Below are 21,750 nucleotides of genomic sequence, written 5' to 3' on the forward strand. Positions count from 1 at the left end.
CCGCTCAGGACGGGCGCCTGACCTCCACCACGCGGAAGCGGTTGGCCACGAACGCCGCGTCGCACAGCGCCGCGTTCGCCGCCGGGTTGCCGCCGGAGCCGTGGAAGTCGGAGAAGGCCGCCGTCTGGTTCACATACACCCCGCCCGTGAGGTTCAGCGAGAGCTGCGCGGACTCCTCCAGGCAGACCTCCTCGACGGCGCGCTCGGTCTCCGGCGAGGTCGTGTAGGCGCCGACCGTCATCGCGCCCCGGTCGCGCACGGTGAGCCGCAGCAGATCCAGCGCGTCCGCCGTCGAGTCCACGGCGACCGCGAAGGACACCGGCCCGAAGCACTCGGAGAGATAGCCGGGCTCCTCCGCCCCCTCCCAGGTCTTGCGGGAGCCGTCGGCCTTCGCCAGCGCGGGCGTACGGACCACGGCGTCCGGGAAGTCCGGGTGGACGATCTCGCGCGAGGCCAGCGCGAGGTCCCCGAGCCCGGCCGCCGCGTCCAGCCGGGTCTTGACGTCCGGGTTGACCAGCGCGCCGAGCACGGCGTTGGCCCGCGCGTCGTCGCCCAGCAGGCCGGAGACCGAGGCCGCGAGATCGGCGACCACCTCGTCGTACGACTTGTCGCCCACGTCCGTCGCGATGCCGTCCCGGGGGATCAGCAGATTCTGCGGGGTGGTGCACATCTGGCCGCTGTACAGCGACAGCGAGAAGGCGAGATTGGCGAGCATGCCCTTGTAGTCGCCGGTGGAGTCGATGACGACGGTGTTGACGCCGGCCTTCTCCGTGTAGACCTGCGCCTGGCGGGCGTGGCTCTCCAGCCAGTCCCCGAAGGCGGTCGATCCGGTGTAGTCGATGATCTTGATCTCGGGCCGTACCGCCAGGGACTTGGCGATGCCCTCGCCGGGGCGCTCCACGGCCAGCGCCACCAGATTCGGGTCGAAGCCCGCCTCCGCGAGCACCTCGCGGGCCACCCGCACCGTCAGCGCGAGCGGCAGGACCGCGCGCGGGTGCGGCTTGACGAGCACCGCGTTCCCCGTGGCCAGGGAGGCGAACAGGCCCGGATAGCCGTTCCACGTCGGGAAGGTGTTGCAGCCGATCAGCAGCGCGATGCCGCGCGGAACCGCGGTGAACGTCTTCCGCAGCTCAAGAGGGTCGCGCTTGCCCTGCGGCTTCGACCAGTCGGCCGCCGCGGGCGTACGCGTCTGCTCCTGGTACGCGTACGCCACGGCCTCCAGGCCGCGGTCCTGGGCGTGCGGCCCGCCCGCCTGGAGCGCCATCAGGAACGCCTGCCCGCTGGTGTGCATCACCGCGTGCGCGAACTCGTGGGTCCTCGCGCTGATCCGCGCCAGGATCTCCAGACAGACCAGGGCGCGCGCCTCCGGGCCCGCCTCCCGCCACGCGCCCATGCCCGCGCGCAGGGCGGGCAGCAGGACGTCCGGATCCGCGTGCGGATACTCCACGTCGAGCGCCGGGCCGTAGGGCGAGACCTCCCCGCCCGTCCAGCCGTCCGTGCCCGGCTGGTCCAGCTCGAAGCGGGTGCCGCGCAGGGCCTGGAAGGCGGCGAGTCCGTCGGCGGCGGCACTCTCGCCGTACGCCTTGGGGTGCTCGGGGTGGGGGGACCAGTAGGCGCGGGTGCGGATCGCGTCGAGGGCCTGATCGAGCGTGGACCGGTGCTTATCGGCGAGCTGCTGGGGGCTGAGCTGGGCGGCCATCACGGACCAACTCCTCATCGAGCGTGGCAGGGACACAAGCCGGCGGACAGAGTTAGAGTAACCGAACGATCGGTCGGTACAAGGGGGCCGGGCGAACCTGTGGACAACTCGGCCACGGGCGACTCACCGGGACAGATACGGGAGGATTGCGGCCATGACAGCAATCGAGCCGGGCCGCGTCGTCGCGGTCGTCGGCACCGGCACGATGGGGCAGGGCATAGCCCAGGTGGCGCTGGTCGCCGGTCATCCCGTACGGCTCTACGACGCCGTGCCGGGCCGGGCGGAACAGGCGGCCACCGCTCTCGCCGCACGTCTCGGCCGACTGGTCGAGAAGGGCCGGCTCGACGCCTCCGCGCGCGACACGGCGATGGCCCGGCTGCACCCGGCCACCCGTCTCGGCGAACTGTCCGACGCCGCGCTCGTGGCCGAGGCCGTCCTGGAGCGGCTCTCCGTCAAGCGGGAGCTGTTCGCGGCGCTGGAGGACATCGTGGCCGAGGACTGTCTCCTCGCCACCAACACCTCCTCCCTCTCCGTCACGGCCGTCGCGGGCGCGCTGCGCCACCCCGGCCGCTTCGTCGGACTGCACTTCTTCAACCCGGCGCCGCTTCTTCCGCTCGTGGAGGTCGTCAGCGGCGCCGCGACCGACCCGTCGGCCGCCGAGCGCGCGTACGCGACGGCCGGCGCCTGGGGCAAGACCCCCGTACGCTGCGCCGACACCCCGGGCTTCATCGTCAACCGCGTCGCGCGCCCCTTCTACGCCGAGGCGCTGCGGGTGTACGAGGAGGGGGCCGCCGACCCCGCCACGATCGACGCGGTCCTGCGCGAGTGCGGCGGCTTCCGGATGGGCCCCTTCGAGCTGACCGATCTGATCGGCCAGGACGTCAACGAGGCCGTCACCCGGTCGGTCTGGGAGTCCTTCTTCCAGGACGTGAGGTTCACGCCCTCGCTCGCGCAGCGCAGGCTCGTGGAGTCGGGCCGGCTGGGCCGTAAGACGGGCCGGGGCTGGTACGTGTACGGACCGGACGCCGCGCGCCCGTGCCCGCGCACCGAGGAGCCGCGGCCGGCCCCGGAGGCCGTGAGCCTGCACGCGGACCTCGGGCCCGCCGCCGTACTGCGCGAGATGATCGAGGAGACGGGCATCGAGGTGACCCGCCACCACGCCCCGGGCGCCTCCTACGGCTTCATCGGCCTGCCCGGCGGTACGGCGCTCCGCCTCACCGACGGGTCGACCGCCACGGGCGACCCGTCCGGGGCGTACATCCACTTCGACCTCGCCCTGGACTACCGCTCCTGCGCCCGTGTCGCCCTCGCGCCCGGCGCGGACGCGGACCCCGCCGACCTGCGGGCCGCCATCGGCCTCTTCCAGCGGCTCGGCAAGGAGGTCAGCGTCGTCGACGACGTTCCCGGCATGATCGTGGGCCGGACGGTCGCCATGCTGATCGACTTCGCGGCGGACGCCGCCGGCCGCGGGGTGGCGAGCGCGCGGGACATCGACACCGCCATGAAACTCGGCGTGAACTACCCTGGCGGACCCGGCGAGTGGTGCGAACGTCTCGGTGCGCGATGGGCGCACCGGTTCCTGCGCGCCCTGGACGGCGCGTACCCCGGCGGGCGTTACGGCTCGTCCCCGGCGCTGCGCCGGCGCGCCGACCTCGAAGCGAAACAGGGACGTTCATGACCACCGCCAAGCGCGACACCTACACGCCCGAGACCCTGCTGGCCGTGGCCGTCCGCGTCTTCAACGAGCGCGGTTACGACGGCACGTCCATGGAGCACCTCTCGAAGGCGGCCGGGATCTCGAAATCCTCGATATACCACCATGTGGTCGGCAAGGAGGAGCTGCTGCGCCGCGCGGTCAGCCGCGCCCTGGACGGCCTCTTCGGGATTCTCGAGGAGGACGGCGCCACCCGGGGGCGGGCGATCACGCGCGTCGAGTACGTGACCCGCCGCACGGTCGAGGTGCTGATGGCCGAGCTGCCGTATGTGACGCTGCTGCTGCGGGTCAGGGGCAATACGCAGACCGAGCGCTGGGCGATGGAGCGGCGCAGGGAGTTCGACCAGCGCGTGGCCGACCTCCTCAAGGCCGCCGCGGCGGACGGGGACCTGCGCGCCGATATGGACATCAGACTGGCGACCCGGCTGCTCTTCGGCATGGTCAACTCCCTGGTGGAGTGGTACCGGCCGCAGGCGGCGGGCGGCTACGACCGCGAGCAGGTGGCCGAAGCGGTGGTGCGCCTCGCCTTCGACGGGCTGCGTACGGCGCCGTAGCGGGACAGGTTCCTCGTACGGCGCCGTAGCGGGGCATGGCCCTCGTACCACGCCGTCACAGGGCAGGCCCCGGCGTCTGGGCTCCGCCCGGCGTCTGGGCTCCGCCCGGCGGCCGGGCGTCCGGTGTCAGGTCCGTCTCCTCGAACACCAGCAGGGTGCGGGTGGAGAGCACCTCGGGAATGGCCTGGATACGGGTGAGCACCAGCTCCCGCAGGGACCGGTTGTCCGGGGTGTGCACCAGCAGCAGCACGTCGAAGTCGCCGCTGACCAGGGCGATATGAGTGGCTCCCGGCAGCTCCTGGAGCTGTTCGCGCACCGTGCGCCACGAGTTCTGGACGATCTTCAGGGTGATATAGGCGGAGGCGCCCTGGCCTGCCCGTTCATGGTCGATCCTGGCGCCGAATCCCCGGATGACGCCGTCGTCGATCAGCCGGTTGATCCGGGCGTAGGCGTTGGCGCGCGAGACATGGACGCGTTCGGCCACCGACCGTATCGAGGCGCGGCCGTCCGTCCGCAGGATGCGCAGGATGTCCCGGTCGATGGAGTCCAGCGGGCGCGCCGCCGCGGCCGGCTCCGCGGCGTTGCCGCAGCCCTCGCCGTACCCCGCTTCGGGGGCTCTGCCGATGCCGTCGGCCATTTGTTCAGCTTCCATGTCTCCCCGTCTCTCCACCATGGACGAGCTGCGTCCATCCCAGGCTGTGGAGAACCGTTTGTCCACAGGCTGAGGGCGTGTGTAGCCAAAATGGCCCGGCGACCGAACAATCGGTAGGTGAGGCGTGCCACATTCAGGCACCCCGTTCGCCCGCTCCCACGAGGAGGCGCACGCGTGAAGAAAAGCAGTACGTCCGTCCAGGAGCCGCCCGCCGCAGCGGCCCACCGGCCCACCCCGGCGCCGGCGTGGCGACCGCGCACCGATCCCGCACCGCTGCTCCCCGACCCCGAGCCGTACCGGGTGCTGGGGACGGACGCGGCGGCGGGCGCCGATCCCGCGCTGCTCCTGCGGCTCTACACCGAGCTGGTCAGCGGCCGCAGGTTCAACACGCAGGCCACGGCGCTCACCAAGCAGGGCAGGCTCGCGGTCTATCCGTCCAGCACCGGGCAGGAGGCGTGCGAGGTCGCCGCCGCGCTGGCGCTGCGCGCGCGTGACTGGCTCTTCCCCAGCTACCGCGACACCCTCGCGGCCGTGGCGCGCGGACTCGACCCCGTACAGGCGCTGACGCTGCTGCGCGGCGACTGGCACACCGGCTACGACCCGCGCGAGCACCGTGTCGCCCCGCTGTCCACCCCGCTCGCCACCCAGCTGCCGCACGCCGTCGGGCTGGCGCACGCGGCCCGGCTCAAGGGGGACGACGTGGTGGCGCTCGCGCTGGTGGGCGACGGCGGCACCAGCGAGGGCGACTTCCACGAGGCGCTCAACTTCGCCGCCGTCTGGCGCGCTCCCGTCGTCTTCCTCGTACAGAACAACGGCTTCGCCATCTCGGTGCCGCTCGCCAAGCAGAGCGCGGCGCCTTCGCTGGCCCACAAGGCCGTCGGGTACGGCATGCCGGGCCGGCTGGTCGACGGAAACGACGCGGTGGCGGTGCACACGGTGCTCGGGGAGGCCATGGCGCGCGCCAGGCGCGGTGAGGGGCCGACCCTGGTCGAGGCCGTGACCTACCGCGTCGACGCCCATACGAACGCGGACGACGCCACGCGCTACCGGGACGCGGAGGAGGTCGAGACCTGGCGGGCACACGACCCGATCCGGCTGCTGGAGCACGAGCTGACGCGGCGCGGGCTGCTCGACGAGGCGGGCATCGCCGAGGCGGCCGAAGCGGCCGAGGCCATGGCCGCGCGGCTGCGCGACCGGATGAACGCGGAGCCGGTGCTCGACCCGGCGGACCTCTTCGCCCATGTCTACGCGGAGCGGACGTCCCAGCTGCGCGAGCAGGAGGCGCTGCTGCGCGCGGAGCTGGCCGCCTCCGCCGAAGGGGCCGGTGAGGCGCGATGACCGCTGTCGGGACGGCCCCCGCGGCCCCCCGGGCCACCAAGCCCGCCACCATGGCACAGGCTCTGCGGCGCGCGATGCGCGACGCGATGGCGGAGGACCCGTCGGTCCATGTCCTCGGAGAGGATGTCGGCACGCTCGGCGGTGTCTTCCGGATCACGGACGGTCTCGCGGCGGAGTTCGGGGACGAGCGCTGCACGGACACCCCGCTCGCCGAGGCGGGCATCCTGGGGGCGGCTGTCGGCATGGCGATGTACGGGCTGCGCCCCGTCGTGGAGATGCAGTTCGACGCCTTCGCCTATCCCGCGTTCGAACAGCTCGTCAGCCATGTGGCGAAGACGCGCAACCGCACGCGCGGCGCGATGCCCCTGCCGATCACCGTGCGGGTGCCGTACGGCGGCGGGATCGGCGGCGTGGAGCATCACAGCGACTCCTCCGAGGCGTACTACATGGCGACTCCGGGGCTCCATGTCGTCACGCCCGCGACGGTGGACGACGCGTACGGGCTGCTGCGCGCGGCGATCGCCTCCGACGATCCGGTGATCTTCCTGGAGCCGAAGCGCCTCTACTGGTCGAAGGCCCCGTGGTCGCAGGACGCGCCCGCCGAGGTCGAGCCGATCGGCCGGGCCGTCGTGCGGCGGCGGGGGCGCGGCGCCACCCTGATCACGTACGGGCCGTCCGTGCCCGTCTGTCTGGAGGCGGCGGAGGCTGCGCGGGAGGAGGGCTGGGACCTGGAGGTCGTCGATCTGCGCTCGTTGGTGCCGTTCGACGACGAGACGGTGGCCGCGTCGGTCCGGCGGACGGGGCGCGCGGTCGTCGTCCACGAGTCCACCGGTTTCGGCGGACCCGGCGGCGAGATCGCCGCCCGCGTCACCGAGCGCTGCTTCCATCACTTGGAGGCGCCGGTCCTTCGAGTGACCGGATTTGATATTCCGTACCCGCCGCCGATGCTGGAGAGGCACCATCTTCCGGGAGTGGACCGGGTGCTGGACGCGGTAGCGCGGCTCCAGTGGGAGACGGAGAGCTGATGGCCCAGGTGCTGGAATTCAAACTGCCCGATCTCGGCGAAGGGCTGACCGAGGGCGAGATCGTGCGCTGGCTGGTGGCGGTGGGCGATGTCGTCGCCGTCGATCAGCCGGTCGTGGAGGTCGAGACGGCCAAGGCGTTGGTCGAGGTGCCCTGCCCTTACGGGGGCGTGGTCACGGCGCGCTACGGCGAGGAGGGGACGGAGCTGCCGGTGGGCGCGCCGCTGCTGACGGTGGCGGTGGGGCCGTCCGAGGGGGCGGCGGAGGCGGGCGAGGAGGACGTGGCCGCGTCCGTCCCCGATCCGGCGGCCGTGCCGTCCGCAGCCCCGGCTGCCCCGATCCCCCCGGCCGCCCCGGCCGCTCCGGGTGAGACGTCGGGCAATGTGCTGGTCGGGTACGGGACGGGGGCGCCGACGGCGCGTCGTCGGCGGGTCCGGCCGGAGCTGCCGGCTCGGGCGGCCGCCCTCTCGGCCGTCGCGTCGGTGAACGGTGCGGCCGCCGGACCGGCCCAGGGCCCGGTCCCGGTCGTCTCGCCGCTGGTGCGCAGGCTGGCCCGCGAGCACGAGGTGGATCTGCGCGGGCTGACCGGCTCGGGACCGGACGGTCTGATCCTGCGCAGCGACGTGGAGCGGGCGATCCGGGAGGGCGTGGCCGTCGTCGGCGCCGCGCCGGGCGCGCGGGGGGCGTCGGCGGCATCGATCGCGTCGCCGCCGGTCACGGCCGTACCGACGGCGCCCGTCGCCCCGGCACCGGCTCCCGCACCCGCTGCTGTGTCGCCCGCCGCCGCCGGGGCCGGGCAGGCCGGGGCCACCCGGGTGCCGCTGCGGGGCGTGCGCGGCGCGGTCGCGGACAAGCTCGCGCGCAGTCGGCGCGAGATCCCGGACGCGACCTGCTGGGTGGACGCGGACGCCACGGAGCTGATGGCCGCCAGGGCGGCGATGAACGCGGCGGGCGGCGCGAAGATAGCGCTGCTCGCCCTGCTGGCCCGGATCTGCACCTCGGCACTCGCCCGTCATCCCGAGCTGAACGCGACCGTGGACATGGCGGCCCGGGAAGTCGTACGCCTGCCCGCGGTGCACCTCGGGTTCGCCGCGCAGACCGACCGGGGGCTGGTCGTCCCCGTCGTACGCGACGCGCACCTGCGCTCCGCCGAGTCGCTGAGCGCCGAGTTCGCGCGGCTGACGGAGGCGGGCAGGGCAGGGCGGCTGACACCGGCCGATCTGACGGGCGGCACGTTCACGCTCAACAACTACGGGGTGTTCGGCGTCGACGGCTCCACGCCGATCATCAACCACCCGGAGGCGGCGATGCTCGGAGTCGGCCGGATCGTGCCCAAGCCCTGGGTGCACCGAGGCGAGTTGGCGGTGCGTCAGGTCGTCCAGCTGTCGCTCACGTTCGACCACCGGGTCTGCGACGGCGGCACGGCGGGCGGTTTCCTGCGCTATGTGGCGGACTGCGTCGAGCAGCCGGCGGTGCTGCTGCGCACGCTGTAGGCGCCGCTGCCGATGCCCTGGAGGGGCAGGCGGCGGATACGGGCCGCCTCGCGCGCTTCGAGCACCTGGGCGCGGCCCATACTTCAGTCATGACCGCCTATGACGCCGTCGTACTCGCCGGAGGTGCCGCGAAGCGGCTCGGCGGGATCGACAAACCGGGAGTACGGATCGGGGGCCGGCCGCTGCTCGACCGGGTGCTGCGGGCCTGCGCGCGGGCCGACAGCACCGTGGTCGTGGGCGGCAGACGGCCCACCGCGCGTCCGGTCCGCTGGGCACGCGAGAGCCCGCCGGGCGGCGGGCCCCTCGCCGCGCTCGACGCGGGGGTGCGCTCCGTCGCCGCCGGTACCGAAACGGTGGTCGTCCTCTCGGCCGATCTCCCGTTCCTGGGGGAGCCGACGGTCCAGCGGCTGATCGGGACGCTGGACTCCACCGGCCGGGAGGGCGCTCTGCTCACCGACGCCGACGGCCGGGACCAGCCCCTGGTCGCCGCCTACCGGGCGGAGCCGCTGCGCCGCGAGATCGCCCTCCTCGCCACCGAGTACGGGGGCCTCGCCGGTCTGCCGCTGCGGCTCCTCGCGGCGGAACTCGACCTCGCCCGGGTCGGGAGCGATCCGCTCGCCTCCTTCGACTGCGACACCTGGCAGGACATCGCCACGGCCCGGGCCCGCATCAGAGAGCATGGGACCGTGCTGGACGAATGGATGACCGCAGTCAAGGACGAACTCGGTATCGAGCTGGACGTCGACACCCATGTCCTCCTCGATCTCGCCCGCGACGCCGCGCACGGCGTCGCCAGGCCCGCCGCTCCGCTGACGACCTTCCTGGTCGGTTACGCGGCGGGCCGGGCGGCCGGAGACGGCCCCGAAGCCGTGGCCGAGGCAGCGCGCAAGGCCACGGCGCTCGCTCTCCGCTGGGCGGAAGAGGCGGCCGAGGCCGACAGGGCCGGCAAGTCGGGTGGGGAGAGCGCCGGAGGAGCGGCCGAGGGGGCCGACGCCGGATGACGCATGACCGTGAGGCCGAGGGGATCGACGGGGTCGAGGACGCCCTTGCCCTCGCTCTCGTCGGCCGGCAGCCGGCGCGGGCACACGCCCGCCCGCATCAGGACCCCGGCGCGGGTCCGGATCGCGCCCGGAGCGCCGAGCGTGAGCGCCACGACGAGCACGACGAGCACGACCAGGAAGACCGGCACGGGAGCCGGGGCCCGGGCGCCCGATCGGCCCCGACGGGCCGCCCTGGTGCCATGCCGTGGTCCGACGCCCGCGCGCTCGCTTCGCGCGCCGCGCGTTCCGACGGGGCGTGCCCGTCCGCCCGCGCCCGCCGGGTCCCCCTCGACCGGGCGCTGGGCCTCACCCTCGCGGAGCCGCTGACCGCGCTCACCGATCTGCCGTCCTTCGACACCTCCGCCATGGACGGCTGGGCGGTCTCGGGGCCTGGCCCCTGGTCCGTGGGGGCCGACCCCGCCGCGCCCGCGAAGAAGACCGGGCGGGCCGGACGCAAGCCCTCTCCCACGGGCATACTCGCAGGTCAGGGCGAGAGTGAGCCGCTCCCCGACGGGATGGCGGTACGGATCGCCACCGGCGCCCGCGTGCCGGCCGACACGACCGCCGTGATCCGCAGCGAGCACGCCCGTACGGACAGCACCGGCCATCTCCACGCCGCACACGCGCTCACTCCCGGCCAGGACATCAGGTCGCGCGGCCAGGAGTGCCGCTCCGGCGACCGGCTGCTGCCCGCCGGATCCTCGGTGACGCCCGCCGTGCTGGGCCTGGCCGCGGCCGCCGGCTACGACGAACTGCTGACCGTTCCGCGACCACGCGTCGAGGTGCTGGTCCTCGGTGACGAGCTGCTGACCGAGGGGCTCCCCCAGGGCGGGCTGATCCGTGACGCCCTGGGGCCGATGCTCGCGCCCTGGCTGCGCGCTCTCGGCGCCGAGGTCGTCGCCACCCGACGGCTCGGTGACGACGCCGAAGCGCTGTACCGGGCGGTCACCGCGTCCGAGGCGGATCTGATCCTGACCACCGGCGGTACGGCGGCGGGACCGGTCGACCATGTCCACCCGGTGCTCGAACGGGCGGGCGCCGAGTTGCTGGTGGACGGCGTCGCCGTCCGGCCGGGCCACCCCATGCTGCTGGGCCGGCTGCCCTCGGGGCGCCACCTCGTGGGCCTGCCCGGCAACCCGCTCGCCGCCGTCTCCGGCCTGCTGACCCTCGCCGAGCCTCTGCTGCGTGCCCTGTCCGGACGGGCACAGCCGGCTCCGTACCACGCACCGCTGCGTGACGCGGTCCAGGGCCACCCGCACGACACCCGGCTGGTGCCCTTCGTCTACCGTGACGACGGCCTGGTCCCGCTACGTTTCCACGGGCCCGCCATGCTGCGCGGTATCGCCGCTTCGGACGGGCTCGCGGTGGTCACGCAGGGGGGCGCACGCCCCGGCGACGAACTGGAAGTACTCGACCTGCCCTGGACGGCACCGGTCGACGGAGGGTGTTTCACGTGAAACTTCCCGGCCACGACGCGATGGCCCGGCACGCGGACGAGTATCTGGTCACCGCACGGGTGAAACTGCCGCGCCGCAAGGTCGTACGCCCCCTGCGGCAGGTCAGCAGAAGGCTGCTGATGGCGCTGTTCGTCCTCGCCCTGACGGTGTTCATCGTCTATATCGACAGGGAGGGCTACCACGACAACGCGGACAACTCCGTCGACTTCCTCGACTCCGTCTACTACGCGACCGTGACGCTCTCCACCACGGGGTACGGCGACATCGTTCCGTACAGCGACGGCGCACGGCTGGCCAATGTGCTGCTGGTGACCCCGCTGCGGGTGCTCTTCCTCATCATCCTGGTCGGTACGACTCTTGAGGTGCTCACGGAGCGCACCCGCGAGGAGTGGCGGCTGAACCGTTGGAGGTCCAACTTGCGTGACCACACCGTCATCGTCGGCTACGGCACCAAGGGACGCTCGGCGATGCAGACCCTGTGCGCGACGGGGCTGAAGAAGGAGCAGATAGTCATCGTCGACCCCTCCGGCAAGGTCATCGAGGCCGCCAACGCCGAAGGCTTCGTGGGCGTCATCGGCGACGCCACCCGCAGCGATGTGCTGTTGCGTGCCGAACTCCAGCGCGCCCGGCAGATCGTCATCGCCACCCAGCGCGACGACACCGCCGTACTGGTGGCGCTGACCGCGCGCCAGCTCAACCGGGGCGCGAAGATCGTCGCGGCGGTCCGCGAGGAGGAGAACGCGCCGCTGCTCCGCCAGTCCGGCGCGGACGCCGTCATCACCAGCGCCAGCGCCGCAGGACGGCTGCTCGGTCTCTCCGTGCTGAGCCCCAGCGCCGGTACGGTGATGGAGGACCTCATCCAGCAGGGCAGCGGCCTCGATCTCGTCGAACGCCCGGTCGTCAAGGCCGAGGTGGGGCGGAACGTGCGGGAGACGGACGATCTGGTGGTCAGCGTTCTGCGCGGACACCGGCTGCTCGGGTACGACGACCCGGCCGCGAGTCCGCTCCAGCTCACCGACCGTCTGATCACCATCGTCCGCGCGAGCACCCTCACGGCTCCGGAGGGCTCCGGCTGAGCCTCACGCGGGGGCCGCGCGCGGGCCTCCGGGCCCCCGCTCGCGGCCCTCGCCCCCGGCGGGACTCCCAGGATTCCTCCGATGACCTCGCGCGCGGTGTGCTCCTGCCGGGGGCGGCCCTCTCCGGAGTAGCCTCGCGGCCATGCATGCGATCACGATTCCGGAACCCGGCGGCCCCGAGGCGCTCGTATGGGCCGAGGTGCCCGATCCCGTACCCGGCGAGGGGGAGGTGCTCGTCGAGGTGGCGGCGAGCGCCGTCAATCGCGCGGATCTGTTGCAGCGACAGGGCTTCTACGACCCACCGCCCGGGTCGTCCCCGTACCCCGGACTCGAGTGCGCGGGGCGCATCGCCGCGCTGGGACCCGGGGTGTCGGGATGGGCCGTCGGCGACGAGGTGTGCGCGCTGCTGGCGGGCGGCGGATACGCCGAGCGGGTGGCTGTACCGGCGGGTCAGCTGCTGCCCGTGCCCGAGGGGCTGGAGACGGTCACGGCCGCCGCGCTGCCCGAGGTGGCCGCCACCGTCTGGTCGAACGTCTTCATGGTCTCCCATCTGCGGCCGGGCGAGACGCTGCTCGTGCACGGCGGGGCGAGCGGCATCGGCACCATGGCGATCCAGCTGGCCAAGGCGGTCGGCGCGCGGGTCGCGGTGACGGCGGGCGGCCCCGAAAAGCTGGCGCGCTGCGCCGAGTTGGGCGCGGACATCCTGATCGACTACCGCGAGCAGGATTTCGTGGCGGAGATCGACCGGGCGACGGACGGGGCGGGCGCGGATGTCATCCTCGACATCGTCGGCGCGAAGTATCTGGAGCGGAACGTGAAGGCGCTGGCCGTGAACGGCCGGCTCGCGGTGATCGGCCTCCAGGGCGGCGCGAAGGGCGAACTCAACCTGGGCGCCCTGCTGAGCAAGCGCGCCGCCGTCACGGCGACCTCGCTGCGTGCCCGCCCGCTGACCGAGAAGGCGGCGATCATCGCGGCCGTACGGGAACACGTCTGGCCGCTCATCGAGGCGGGCCGGATCCGGCCGGTCGTGGACCGCACGCTGCCGCTGCCCGAGGCGGCCGAGGCGCACCGCGCCCTGGAGGCGGGCGGGCACTTCGGCAAGCTGCTGCTGGTCAACCCGACGGCCGGCCCCACGGCCACCTCTGCGGCCACCCCCACGGCCAACGGCCCGATCGGCGGCTGACGCGGGCCGGGTTCCCCGTGAGAACGGCTCAGCGGCCCGGTACACCGTGGGGTGTACCGGGCCGCTGAGTCCTGTCATGGGCGGGGACGGGACCTACAGATACGGGCCCGAGCGGATCGCGCCGCCCCCCTGGTCGCCCTCGTCCTCGGGGACCGAGCCGGGCGGAAGCGCGCGCCGCATCGATTCCAGCTGAGCCCTGGCCGCCATCTGCTGGGCGAACAGCGCCGTCTGAATGCCATGGAAGAGACCTTCGAGCCACCCCACCAGCTGCGCCTGCGCGATGCGCAGCTCCGCCTCCGAGGGGATCGCCTCGTCGGTGAAGGGCAGCGAGAGGCGCTCCAGCTCCTCCACCAGCTCGGGGGCCAGGCCGTCCTCCAGCTCCTTCACCGAGCCGGCGTGGATCTCCTTGAGCCGGACCCGGCTCGCCTCGTCCAGAGGAGCCGCCCGTACCTCCTCCAGCAGCTGCTTGATCATGCTGCCGATGCGCATGACCTTCGCCGGCTGCTCGACCATCTCCGTCACCGGGATCTCGCGCGCGTCGTCGCCGGCTCCACCACCGCCGAGCGCCATACCGTCCTGGCCCACCACGAGGACATGGGGGCTCTCCTGCGACCGTTCGTTACTCGGCATCTCCATGTGGCCATTGTCGCGCACACACCGGCTCCGACGCGGTGTGCCCCCGCACGAAGGAGGTCGTCCTCCGTACGGGGGCACACCCTCACCCGTTCACACGCGGCGCGCGCGGCGCCGGACACGGTGAGCCAGGCAGGATCCACACGAGTGGCCCTACGTCGCCGCCCTGCGGCCCAGCGTCCGGTGCGAGCGGGTGACCAGCGCGGCCAGAACGGCCGCGCCCACGGGGACGGCGATCAGCAGGGCCGCCATCGTCCCCCAGGGGATGACGATCGGCACGTACGGCATCTCACGCGTGCTGCCCAGCGCCTCGTCGAGCGCCTCGTAGTACCAGCCCATCTGCTCGCGTTTCTCCGTCAGCCTCAGCCCGATCGCCGGGAGCACCCCGGCCGCCGAGCCGAGCAGCACACCCATCACGGCCACCACCCCGCACTGGAACCCGCTGAGTGTCCTGCGCACCCGTCCCGGAGCCCCCACCGAGGCGAGCGTCTTGAGGTCGGCCTCGGCGTCGGCCTGGGCGAGACCGGTGGCGATACCGGCGGCGCCGATCGTGATCAGCCCGGCGAAGACCGTCAGCACCAGCAGTTCCATGGAGTAGCGGCTCGCGTAGCCGTCCTCGATATGGAGGTTCACCGCGCTGCCGGTCTTGTCGATCTCACTGTCCAACCGCTGCTTCTGGTCGCTGCTGGGCTTCTCGTCGGTCGAGTAGTACCCACCGAGCGGCACCGTGCGCATACCGGCGGACTCGGCCGTCTCCGGGGTCAGGACCATGGTGATGCCATACGTTTGGGGATGGCCCGGCACCTGGTGCGCGGTGAAGGACTTGACCTCCCCCGGCGGCTCCTCGTTCTCGTCCCCCTCTTCCGCGGCCCGATCGGCGGCCTCGGGGTCCGTGATCAACCGGATGCCGACCTTGCCGTCGGCGTCGACGTTCCGCTTGTCCAGCGCGACGACCTGCCCGTTCGCGAGCGCCTTCTCGGCCCCCGGATCCTTGACGCCCAGGACCTTGAGCACGTTGGCGTCCCCGACCAGCACACCGCCGTCGACGTAGCTGTAGACGTCATCCTCCTGACACCGCCAGTCCTTGCCGAGCTTCTGGCGCTCGGCCTTGCTGAAGACCTCCGAGGCGTCCTTGTCGCCCGTGGTCCACAGCGGACACTGATTGGCGTCGGGAACGACGACTTCGTAGTAGCCGCACTCCCCGTCGGAGCAGTCCGGTTTGCCGACGGCGATACGGTCCACCGGGGCCTGGACGTCCGTGGACAGCGTCTTCTCGACGGCCGCCCGTACGGCCGGCACGTCGCGTCCGCCGTCCTCGTCGATGAGGAACGAGACCGCGCCGCTGGGCAGCCGCGGTGTGTAGCCGGCCCTGTCCTGCGCGTCACTGCTGGCCGTGTACGTGGAGACCGCCACCGTGCCCGCCACCGCGGCCAGCACCGCGGCCACGGCGGGCGCCGTGCGACCCCGGTTGCGTACGGCGTCGCGCAGCGCGAGCCGGGGCGACAGCGGCAGCCAGCGGCCGATCTTGCCGAACAGGCCCACCAGCACCGGGGTCATCGCGACGATGCCCAGCTCGGCGATGGCGCTGCCCCCGGCGACGACCACGAACCGCTCGGTCATCAGCGACCCGTACAGCGCGATCGCCGCTCCGAGCACGATCGCGGCCAGGCCCACGGCCGGCAGCACCTTGCTGGTCCGGCGCACGCCGCGGCGGCCGGTGAGCGAGGCCAGGATGGACTGGCGGGAGGAGGTGATGGCCGGGGCCAGCGCGGACAGCAGACCGGTGAGCACGGCGAGGAACGCGATACCGAGGATCTCCAGCGGACGGATCTCCAGACCGCCGAAGCGCTGGCCCAGATAGTCCTCCAGTACGGGGCGCAGGACGGCGGTGAGGCCGATACCGAGGACCGTGCCGGTCACGGCCGAGACGACACCGATGACCAGACCGCCGGCGAGGACGATGGCGCGGATATGGTGCCGGTCGCCGCCGTTGGCACCCACCAGGCCGAGCTGACGGCGTGAGCGCCGGGCGCCGACGGCGAAGGCGGGGCCGGCCAGCAGACAGATCTCCAGCATGGCGAGACCGACCACGGTGGCCAGCGCGGCCTTTTCCAGCGAGCTGGCACCCTCCTCGGCGCCCCAGTCGCGCCAGTCGTTCGACTGGTAGAGGGGGACATCCGCGTCGTCGGGCGGGTCCAGGGCCACCGCACGCGAAGCGACCAGGGCACCCTTGGCGTTGGCCTGCTGCACCATGTTCCACGTGAAACCACCGTCCGCGCCCACCAGCAGCGTGGTCTCCTGCCGCGGGGCCGGCAGTCCGTCGGCCTTCAACGCCTTGGCCAGCGGTGCCAGCAGTGCTCCGGGCAGCGCGTTGACCTGATCGGTACCGAGAGCGTTGGGCAGCTCGTACGAGCCGACGATCCGGTACTCCGAATCGAGGCCGCGCGCGGTGAGCTTCGAGCCCACCTTGAGGCCGCTGTTCTTCAGGAACTGCGTGGTCGCGGCGACCTCGCCGCCCTTCTCCGGGAACCGTCCGCTCTTGAGCGTCATGATGCCCAGGGCCATCGGGTCGGCGGCCTTCAACTCCCGGACCCGGGTGGTCAGCAGCCCGTGCGTGGTACGGAGCTTCGCACTCGCCGTGGTGTCCTTCAGAACGGTGGCACCCGCCGGAACGACCTTCGTGAGGTCCGTCGGGCCGCTGGGCCACGCCTTGTCGCCGTAGTCCTTCTTCACCCGGAAGTCCTCGGCGTCCGGACTCTGGAGGAGCGCCGCTCCGCCGAAGTCGGGATCGAGGAACCGTGCGTCGGCGGCGCCGATATCCCGGTTCACACTCTCCTCGGCGGACAGCTCCGCGCTGCGGATCGTCAGATCCATGGCGCTCACGCCGAGGATCGGCAGGGCGATCATCGCAAGGACCAGAACACTGCGTCCCTTGTAGCGCCAGGCGTCGCGGCGGGCTATGCGGACGGCGGCACGCCAGGCGTTGAACCAGCTCCTCACAGCTCGGCCGCCTGCCCGCTCAGCAGGGAGTCCGCGTCGCTGCGCAGGGTCTGGTCGACGACGGCGCCGTCGCGCACGAAGACCACCCGGTCCGCCCAGGCCGCGAAGCGCGGTTCGTGGGTGACCAGGATGCCGGCCGCACCCGCGTCGCAGCGGCTGCGGAGCAGGCCGAGAACGGACTCACCGGTCTCGGAGTCCAGGGCGCCGGTCGGCTCGTCCGCGAGGACCAGCCGCCGGTCGCCGACAAGGGCGCGGCAGATGGCCACGCGCTGCTGCTGACCGCCGGACATCTCGTCGGGGAACCGGTCGGCGAGCTGTTCCAGGCCCATCTCCGTCAGCGCGGCCACGGCCTCGACGCGCGCCTTGCGCGCGGAGGTCCCGTCGAGTTCGCGGGGGAGCGCGATGTTCTCGGCGGCGGTGAGGGCGGGGATGAGGTTGTAGTCCTGGAAGACATAGCCGATGCTGCGGCGGCGTATGGCCGCGAGCTGCTTCGGGTTCGCTCTGGTGATGTCGGTGTTCTCGACGATCACACGTCCCGAGGTCGGGGTGTCGAGGCCGCCCGCGATCGTGAGCAGCGTGGACTTGCCGGAGCCGGACGGGCCCATGACGGCCACGAGTTCGCCGGGAAACAGGCTGAGGTTGACACCGCGCAGAGCGTGCACCTCGGTCGCGCCGCTGCCGTGCACCCGGGTCAGGTCCTGGAGCTGGAGTACGGGCGACTGGCCACCCGGGGAGCGATGTGACGGGTGAGGCTGCTGTGGCTGATGGGGCTGTTGTGAACGAGCGGACATGATGGTCCCCCTTGGGACGTATGCACTGACGTAGGCGCGCGGCTGTAGGCGCACATGAACTGATGCGTGCGGAGAGTGGAATGCGAAGAACGGGGCGGGGCGGGGGCGCTGGGCACCGCGAGGGCGGGCCTTGCGATGACGCGCGGCCCCGTGGTGACGGCGGCGGATGACGCGCGGCCCTGTGGTGACGGCGGCGCGCGGCGCGTCGACCGGGACGCGGCGGGCCCGTACGGCTGCGGTCCCGGCGGTGGCGGTGGGCGCGGGTGCGGTGCACGTCGCGTGGTTCACGACGTGTGGCGGGCGGGGGTGCGGTACGGAGTGCCGTTCCTGGCCCTCGTTACGGGGCTTGCTCGGCGGACTGCCGCGCGATCCTCTTCCGTGACAGCTTCCGCGCCGGCTTCCCTTCCGCCGGGGCTCCCACCCCCGCGCCCACCGCGGGTGAGCTGTCCGAGGGCGGGCCGTCCGCGGCCGGAGTGCCTGCCCGCGCGGCCCCGGACCCGGCCGGCGCCTGGCCCGTCGCGGGCGCTCCGGCCGGGTGCCCGGCCCCCTGCCGCTGGGGCAGCGACAGCCGGATCAGCCGGGCCTCGCAGTGGTCGAGCCAGCGGGCCTCGGCCTCGGTCTGGAAGATGAGCTGGTCGAGGACGAGCAGCCAGGCGACCTCGTCGCGGTCGGTCGGCACCGCTTCCAGGGCCTGCGCCTTGAGCCGGGTGTAGTCCTGCATCGCCTTGATGGTGTGGCGCCGCTGCGACTGGATGACGTCCCTGATGTCGATCCCGGACGCGCCCACGGCCATCGCGAGCTTGATCGCCAGCTCGTCACGGGGCGGTGAGGCCCGGTCCACGGGGGTGCGGTACCAGGACTGCAACTCCACGCGGCCGGCGTGCGTGATCAGGTAGAGCGCGTGTCCCGCGTCGTCCTCGCCGTCCTGCACGACCAGACCGTCACGCTCCAGACGGTTGAGCGTGGTGTACACCTGACCGACGTTGAGCGGCCAGGTGGAACCCGTGCGGGACTCGAACTCCGTACGGAGCTGTGAGCCGTAGCACGGGCCGTGTTCCAGGAGAGCGAGAAGCCCGTGGCGAATCGACATACTCAGTATGTTGACCGATTGAGGTGCCCCGGAGCAAGCGACCTGAGTCGGACGTCATAAGTACGCCGTAAGGATGACGGCGTCCGTCGGCGGTCCGGCCGACGACGCTTCAGCGGCGCCTGAGCCGCAGACCGATGAAGCCGAGTCCGAGGCCGATCAGCGTGAAGCCGGCCCCCAGCGTCAGTACGGGGACGGTCCGCGCGGCCGACCGGGTCAACGCCCGCGCGGGCTGCCGCGCGGCGGCGTCGGGCGGGCGGGTCCCGGTCCCGGCGGCCTCGTCCGCCGACTCCTCGTCGGCCTCCTCCCCGGTCTCCGCCGAGTCCTGTTCCCAGTGCCGGCCCGCCGTGCCCGTACCGTCCGGCGCGTCCGTACCCCGGTCGCGGGACGTGGAGGCGGCGGGGGACGGCGTCTCGCGCGACGGGGTCGGAGCCGGGGAGGAGGACGGGGCGGCCGACGCGGACGCGGCGGAAGAGGGGGCCTTGGTGGGAGCCGGTGACCGGCCCGGACGCGCTGTGGGCGGCGAGTCGTCGTCGCCGCCCGTTCCCGTACTCGTACCGGACTCCGGGTCCGTTCCCGCGTCGTCCGACCGGGACTCCGCCGCCCCGTCCCCGCCGTCCTCCTGCCGTACGACCTCGGGCTCCGCCGGCCGCCCGGGCCTCGGCCGTCCCTCGGCGGCCGGCCGGCCGGCCGCCGAAGGCGCGGGATCGGGCGGTGGCCCGGCGGCGGCCGACTGTACGGAGGCCGCCGAGGGTGGCGCCGCCGTCTCGTCGGCGCTCGCCGCGGGTGCGGCGAGAAGCAGGGACGCGACCGCGATCGCGCAAGAGGTGCGGAGCCGTGGGGTCACCGGTCCAGGGTCACACGGGCCGACAACTCCGGCATCTCGGATGTTCCAGGATGCGGCGGCGGGTGCGGCGGGTGCGGCGGGTGCGGCGGGTGCGGCGGGTGGCAGCGGGTGCGACGGGTGCGGCGGGTAGCAGCGGGACCGCCGGCCTGTCGCCGTACCGGCCGGGCCGTCGCGCCGGGGGCCGTCCTACTCCGGGTCCCCCGTGGCGATCGTCAGCTCGAACTCCTGGTCGCCGGGGAGCACAGCGGCCCCCGGGCTCGGGTACTGCTCAAGGACCGTGTCCTCGGCGTACTGGCCGTTGTCCACTTCCTTGACCGGCGACTTCCAGGTCCAACCGGCCGCGCGCAGACAGTTCTTCACCGAGATGAGGTCCTTGTAGCGCAGGTCGGGCGCTGTCACCTTGGCCGGGTCGAGCCCGTCGTCCGTGGGGTCCGTGCACTTCGTCGTCTTGATGGTCCGGTTCCGCTCCGGAGCCCGGTGGCCCGCCACGGCGGAGGCGCCGGGGCTCGAATCGGTCCCGGCGGAGTCCCGGGACTCCGAGTCGTTGTCCGTCAGGAGGGATATGAGCACGCCGCCGACCGCGATCAGCGCGACCGCCGCCAGGGCCACGGCGAGCGCGACGTTCCGTCTGCGGCCGGCCCCGGGGCCGCCGGGGCCGCCCTGTCCGTCGCCCGTGCCGGGACCCGGCACGGCCGCGGAGGACATCGGGGCCATGGGAGACATGGCGTACGGCTGCGGGGCCTGGTAGCCCCCGCTCATCTGCGGGTAGCCGTAGCCCTGCGCGGGCACCTGCGGCGGCGTCCCGTAGGGGGAGGGCAGCTGGCTCGGCGGGCCGTACGGGCCCGGCTGGTACGGCGTCCGCAGCTCGCTCGGCGGGGGCGGGGCGCCCTGCTCCACCGGCGGGAAGACGGCCGAACCCACCCCCGCGCCGCTGCTCGGCGGGGTCCCCGGCACGATGACCGGGGCGCTCGTCGACCGCTCGGCGGACAGTACGCGCAGACACTCCTCGCGCATGGCCTCGGCGCTGGGGAAGCGTTCGTTCGGGTTCTTCCTGAGCGCCCGCGCGACCAGCGCGTCCATCGCGGGAGTGACCGCGCGGTTGACGCTGGACGGCGCGACCGGCTCCTCCTGGACGTGCGCGTACGCGATGGCGAGCGGCGAGTCGGCGTCGAACGGCAGTCGGCCCGTCAGCAGTTGGAAGAGCATGATCCCGACCGAGTACAGGTCGGAACGGGCGTCGACCCCCCGGCCCAGCGCCTGTTCCGGCGAGAGGTACTGCGGGGTACCGACGACCATGCCGGTCTGCGTCATCGAGGTGACGCCCGACTGCATCGCGCGCGCGATGCCGAAGTCCATCACCTTGACGACGCCACGCTTGGTCATCATCACGTTGCCCGGCTTGATGTCCCGGTGGACCAGGCCCATCTCGTGGCTGGTCTCCAGCGCGGCCAGCACATCGACCGTCACCCCGAGCGCCTTGTCGGCCGGCATCGCGCCCTGGCGCTCGATGTCCGCCCGGAGCACGGAGCCGAGCGGCTGCCCCTCGACGTACTCCATGACGATGTACGGCATCGGCGCGCCGGACCCCGCCCCCGCGCCGTTCTCCAGGAGGGCGTCCTCGCCGGTGTCGAAGACGGAGACGATGTTCGTGTGCGACAGCTTGGCGACGGCCTGCGCCTCGCGCCGGAAGCGCTCGCGGAAGGACTGCTCGCGCCCCAGCTCCGTGTGGAGGGTCTTGATCGCCACCTGGCGGTCGAGCGCCGCGTCGTACGCCAGATACACGGACGCCATGCCGCCCTCGCCGAGAAGCTCACGGAGCTGATACCGGCCGCCCGCGACCGAACCGCCCGCGTAGCGGCCCTGTGGGCCGTTCTGGCTCATGACTTTCGCTCCCCCTCGGCGCCCTGACGCGGTAGTCCCGTCAGTCCTGGCCAAGTCTGCCCGAGGGCAACGACACGTCAAGCCGGGTGCCCGTTCCGTGACCGTGGACACAGCGAGCCGCCCGGAAGCGTTACAGGAAACACATGGAACTTGCACGGCCGTCGGCGCAGCGGGTTTCATGGCCGGTCCGTACCGCCTCGGCGCCCCTGGACCGGCAACTGGACCGGCGTGTCTCACAGAGGCTGTAGCGTGATGTGTCACAGCCACCCCCTTGATACATCCC

Annotated in this window: 17 protein-coding genes; 9 read left to right on the forward strand and 8 right to left on the reverse strand. The window is 72.9% G+C overall.

Going from position 1 to position 21,750, the window contains the following annotated elements; all coding sequences use genetic code 11:
- Positions 1-4: 4 nt before the first annotated feature.
- Positions 5-1,699 (reverse strand): phenylacetic acid degradation protein PaaN, encoded by a 1,695-nt coding sequence (paaN, locus tag ACFY6S_RS23085; RefSeq protein WP_388824587.1) that lies wholly within the window; start codon positions 1,697-1,699, stop codon positions 5-7.
- Between the two features lie 154 nt (positions 1,700-1,853).
- Here paaN and ACFY6S_RS23090 point away from each other — a divergent pair, with 154 nt between their 5' ends.
- Positions 1,854-3,377, forward strand: a complete 1,524-nt coding sequence (locus ACFY6S_RS23090) for a 3-hydroxyacyl-CoA dehydrogenase (protein WP_388824590.1) — start codon at positions 1,854-1,856, stop codon at positions 3,375-3,377.
- Complete coding sequence (locus ACFY6S_RS23095; RefSeq protein WP_388824593.1) at positions 3,374-3,967, forward strand: TetR/AcrR family transcriptional regulator; 594 nt, start codon at positions 3,374-3,376, stop codon at positions 3,965-3,967. The genes ACFY6S_RS23090 and ACFY6S_RS23095 overlap by 4 nt, the downstream gene beginning before the upstream one ends.
- Before the next feature lie 55 nt (positions 3,968-4,022).
- Here the strand turns inward: ACFY6S_RS23095 and ACFY6S_RS23100 are convergent, their stop codons facing one another.
- Positions 4,023-4,619 carry an Lrp/AsnC family transcriptional regulator gene (locus tag ACFY6S_RS23100; protein WP_388824596.1) on the reverse strand — a complete coding sequence of 199 codons (597 nt, stop codon included), beginning with the start codon at positions 4,617-4,619 and terminating at the stop codon, positions 4,023-4,025.
- A 174-nt stretch (positions 4,620-4,793) separates the two neighbouring features.
- Here ACFY6S_RS23100 and pdhA point away from each other — a divergent pair, with 174 nt between their 5' ends.
- The 7 genes from pdhA to ACFY6S_RS23135 all read left to right on the forward strand — a co-directional run bounded on the left by pdhA (position 4,794) and on the right by ACFY6S_RS23135 (position 13,228).
- On the forward strand, positions 4,794-5,957 hold the full coding sequence (gene pdhA, locus ACFY6S_RS23105) for a pyruvate dehydrogenase (acetyl-transferring) E1 component subunit alpha (protein WP_388824599.1): 1,164 nt from the start codon (positions 4,794-4,796) through the stop codon (positions 5,955-5,957).
- Positions 5,954-6,982 (forward strand): alpha-ketoacid dehydrogenase subunit beta, encoded by a 1,029-nt coding sequence (locus tag ACFY6S_RS23110; protein WP_388824602.1) that lies wholly within the window; start codon positions 5,954-5,956, stop codon positions 6,980-6,982. The genes pdhA and ACFY6S_RS23110 overlap by 4 nt, the downstream gene beginning before the upstream one ends.
- On the forward strand, positions 6,982-8,472 hold the full coding sequence (locus ACFY6S_RS23115) for a dihydrolipoamide acetyltransferase family protein (protein ID WP_388824605.1): 1,491 nt from the start codon (positions 6,982-6,984) through the stop codon (positions 8,470-8,472). Before ACFY6S_RS23110 ends, ACFY6S_RS23115 begins: the two co-directional genes overlap by 1 nt.
- A gap of 89 nt (positions 8,473-8,561) precedes the next feature.
- Positions 8,562-9,473, forward strand: coding sequence for an NTP transferase domain-containing protein (locus tag ACFY6S_RS23120; RefSeq protein ID WP_388824608.1), 912 nt, complete (start codon positions 8,562-8,564; stop codon positions 9,471-9,473).
- Positions 9,470-10,969, forward strand: a complete 1,500-nt coding sequence (locus ACFY6S_RS23125; RefSeq protein WP_388824612.1) for a molybdopterin molybdotransferase MoeA — start codon at positions 9,470-9,472, stop codon at positions 10,967-10,969. Before ACFY6S_RS23120 ends, ACFY6S_RS23125 begins: the two co-directional genes overlap by 4 nt.
- A 20-nt stretch (positions 10,970-10,989) precedes the next feature.
- Positions 10,990-12,045, forward strand: a complete 1,056-nt coding sequence (locus ACFY6S_RS23130) for a potassium channel family protein (RefSeq protein WP_388824876.1) — start codon at positions 10,990-10,992, stop codon at positions 12,043-12,045.
- Positions 12,046-12,187: 142 nt separating this feature from the next.
- Complete coding sequence (locus tag ACFY6S_RS23135) at positions 12,188-13,228, forward strand: NAD(P)H-quinone oxidoreductase (protein WP_388824615.1); 1,041 nt, start codon at positions 12,188-12,190, stop codon at positions 13,226-13,228.
- Between the two features lie 93 nt (positions 13,229-13,321).
- Here ACFY6S_RS23135 and ACFY6S_RS23140 read toward each other — a convergent pair whose 3' ends face one another.
- The 6 genes from ACFY6S_RS23140 to ACFY6S_RS23165 form a co-directional block, all read right to left on the reverse strand.
- Complete coding sequence (locus ACFY6S_RS23140; RefSeq protein WP_388824618.1) at positions 13,322-13,864, reverse strand: bacterial proteasome activator family protein; 543 nt, start codon at positions 13,862-13,864, stop codon at positions 13,322-13,324.
- Positions 13,865-14,014: 150 nt separating this feature from the next.
- Entirely contained in the window at positions 14,015-16,861 is a 2,847-nt protein-coding gene (locus ACFY6S_RS23145; RefSeq protein WP_388824621.1) for an FtsX-like permease family protein, read from the reverse strand.
- Positions 16,858-17,652: an ABC transporter ATP-binding protein gene (locus ACFY6S_RS23150; RefSeq protein ID WP_388824624.1), complete on the reverse strand. Its 795-nt coding sequence runs from the start codon at positions 17,650-17,652 to the stop codon at positions 16,858-16,860. The genes ACFY6S_RS23145 and ACFY6S_RS23150 overlap by 4 nt, the downstream gene beginning before the upstream one ends.
- Before the next feature lie 337 nt (positions 17,653-17,989).
- Complete coding sequence (locus tag ACFY6S_RS23155; protein WP_388824627.1) at positions 17,990-18,742, reverse strand: helix-turn-helix transcriptional regulator; 753 nt, start codon at positions 18,740-18,742, stop codon at positions 17,990-17,992.
- Between the two features lie 109 nt (positions 18,743-18,851).
- A complete protein-coding gene (locus tag ACFY6S_RS23160) occupies positions 18,852-19,586 on the reverse strand; it encodes a hypothetical protein (protein ID WP_388824630.1) in 735 nt (244 codons plus the stop codon).
- Between the two features lie 186 nt (positions 19,587-19,772).
- On the reverse strand, positions 19,773-21,467 hold the full coding sequence (locus ACFY6S_RS23165) for a protein kinase (RefSeq protein WP_388824633.1): 1,695 nt from the start codon (positions 21,465-21,467) through the stop codon (positions 19,773-19,775).
- Positions 21,468-21,750: the final 283 nt, after the last annotated feature.

This window comes from Streptomyces sp. NPDC012835 (genome assembly GCF_042900885.1).
Classification (GTDB): Bacteria; Actinomycetota; Actinomycetes; order Streptomycetales; family Streptomycetaceae; genus Streptomyces.

Excerpts from the sequence above, each read along its gene's own strand:
- paaN (WP_388824587.1), bottom strand. The coding sequence starts at position 1,699 with ATGGCCGCCCAGCTCAGCCCCCAGCAGCTCGCCGATAAGCACCGGTCC.
- ACFY6S_RS23090 (WP_388824590.1), top strand. The coding sequence starts at position 1,854 with ATGACAGCAATCGAGCCGGGCCGCGTCGTCGCGGTCGTCGGCACCGGC.
- ACFY6S_RS23095 (WP_388824593.1), top strand. The coding sequence starts at position 3,374 with ATGACCACCGCCAAGCGCGACACCTACACGCCCGAGACCCTGCTGGCC.
- ACFY6S_RS23100 (WP_388824596.1), bottom strand. The coding sequence starts at position 4,619 with ATGGAAGCTGAACAAATGGCCGACGGCATCGGCAGAGCCCCCGAAGCG.
- ACFY6S_RS23110 (WP_388824602.1), top strand. The coding sequence starts at position 5,954 with ATGACCGCTGTCGGGACGGCCCCCGCGGCCCCCCGGGCCACCAAGCCC.
- ACFY6S_RS23115 (WP_388824605.1), top strand. The coding sequence starts at position 6,982 with ATGGCCCAGGTGCTGGAATTCAAACTGCCCGATCTCGGCGAAGGGCTG.
- ACFY6S_RS23120 (WP_388824608.1), top strand. The coding sequence starts at position 8,562 with ATGACCGCCTATGACGCCGTCGTACTCGCCGGAGGTGCCGCGAAGCGG.
- ACFY6S_RS23125 (WP_388824612.1), top strand. The coding sequence starts at position 9,470 with ATGACGCATGACCGTGAGGCCGAGGGGATCGACGGGGTCGAGGACGCC.
- ACFY6S_RS23130 (WP_388824876.1), top strand. The coding sequence starts at position 10,990 with ATGGCCCGGCACGCGGACGAGTATCTGGTCACCGCACGGGTGAAACTG.
- ACFY6S_RS23135 (WP_388824615.1), top strand. The coding sequence starts at position 12,188 with ATGCATGCGATCACGATTCCGGAACCCGGCGGCCCCGAGGCGCTCGTA.
- ACFY6S_RS23140 (WP_388824618.1), bottom strand. The coding sequence starts at position 13,864 with ATGGAGATGCCGAGTAACGAACGGTCGCAGGAGAGCCCCCATGTCCTC.
- ACFY6S_RS23150 (WP_388824624.1), bottom strand. The coding sequence starts at position 17,652 with ATGTCCGCTCGTTCACAACAGCCCCATCAGCCACAGCAGCCTCACCCG.
- ACFY6S_RS23155 (WP_388824627.1), bottom strand. The coding sequence starts at position 18,742 with ATGTCGATTCGCCACGGGCTTCTCGCTCTCCTGGAACACGGCCCGTGC.
- ACFY6S_RS23165 (WP_388824633.1), bottom strand. The coding sequence starts at position 21,467 with ATGAGCCAGAACGGCCCACAGGGCCGCTACGCGGGCGGTTCGGTCGCG.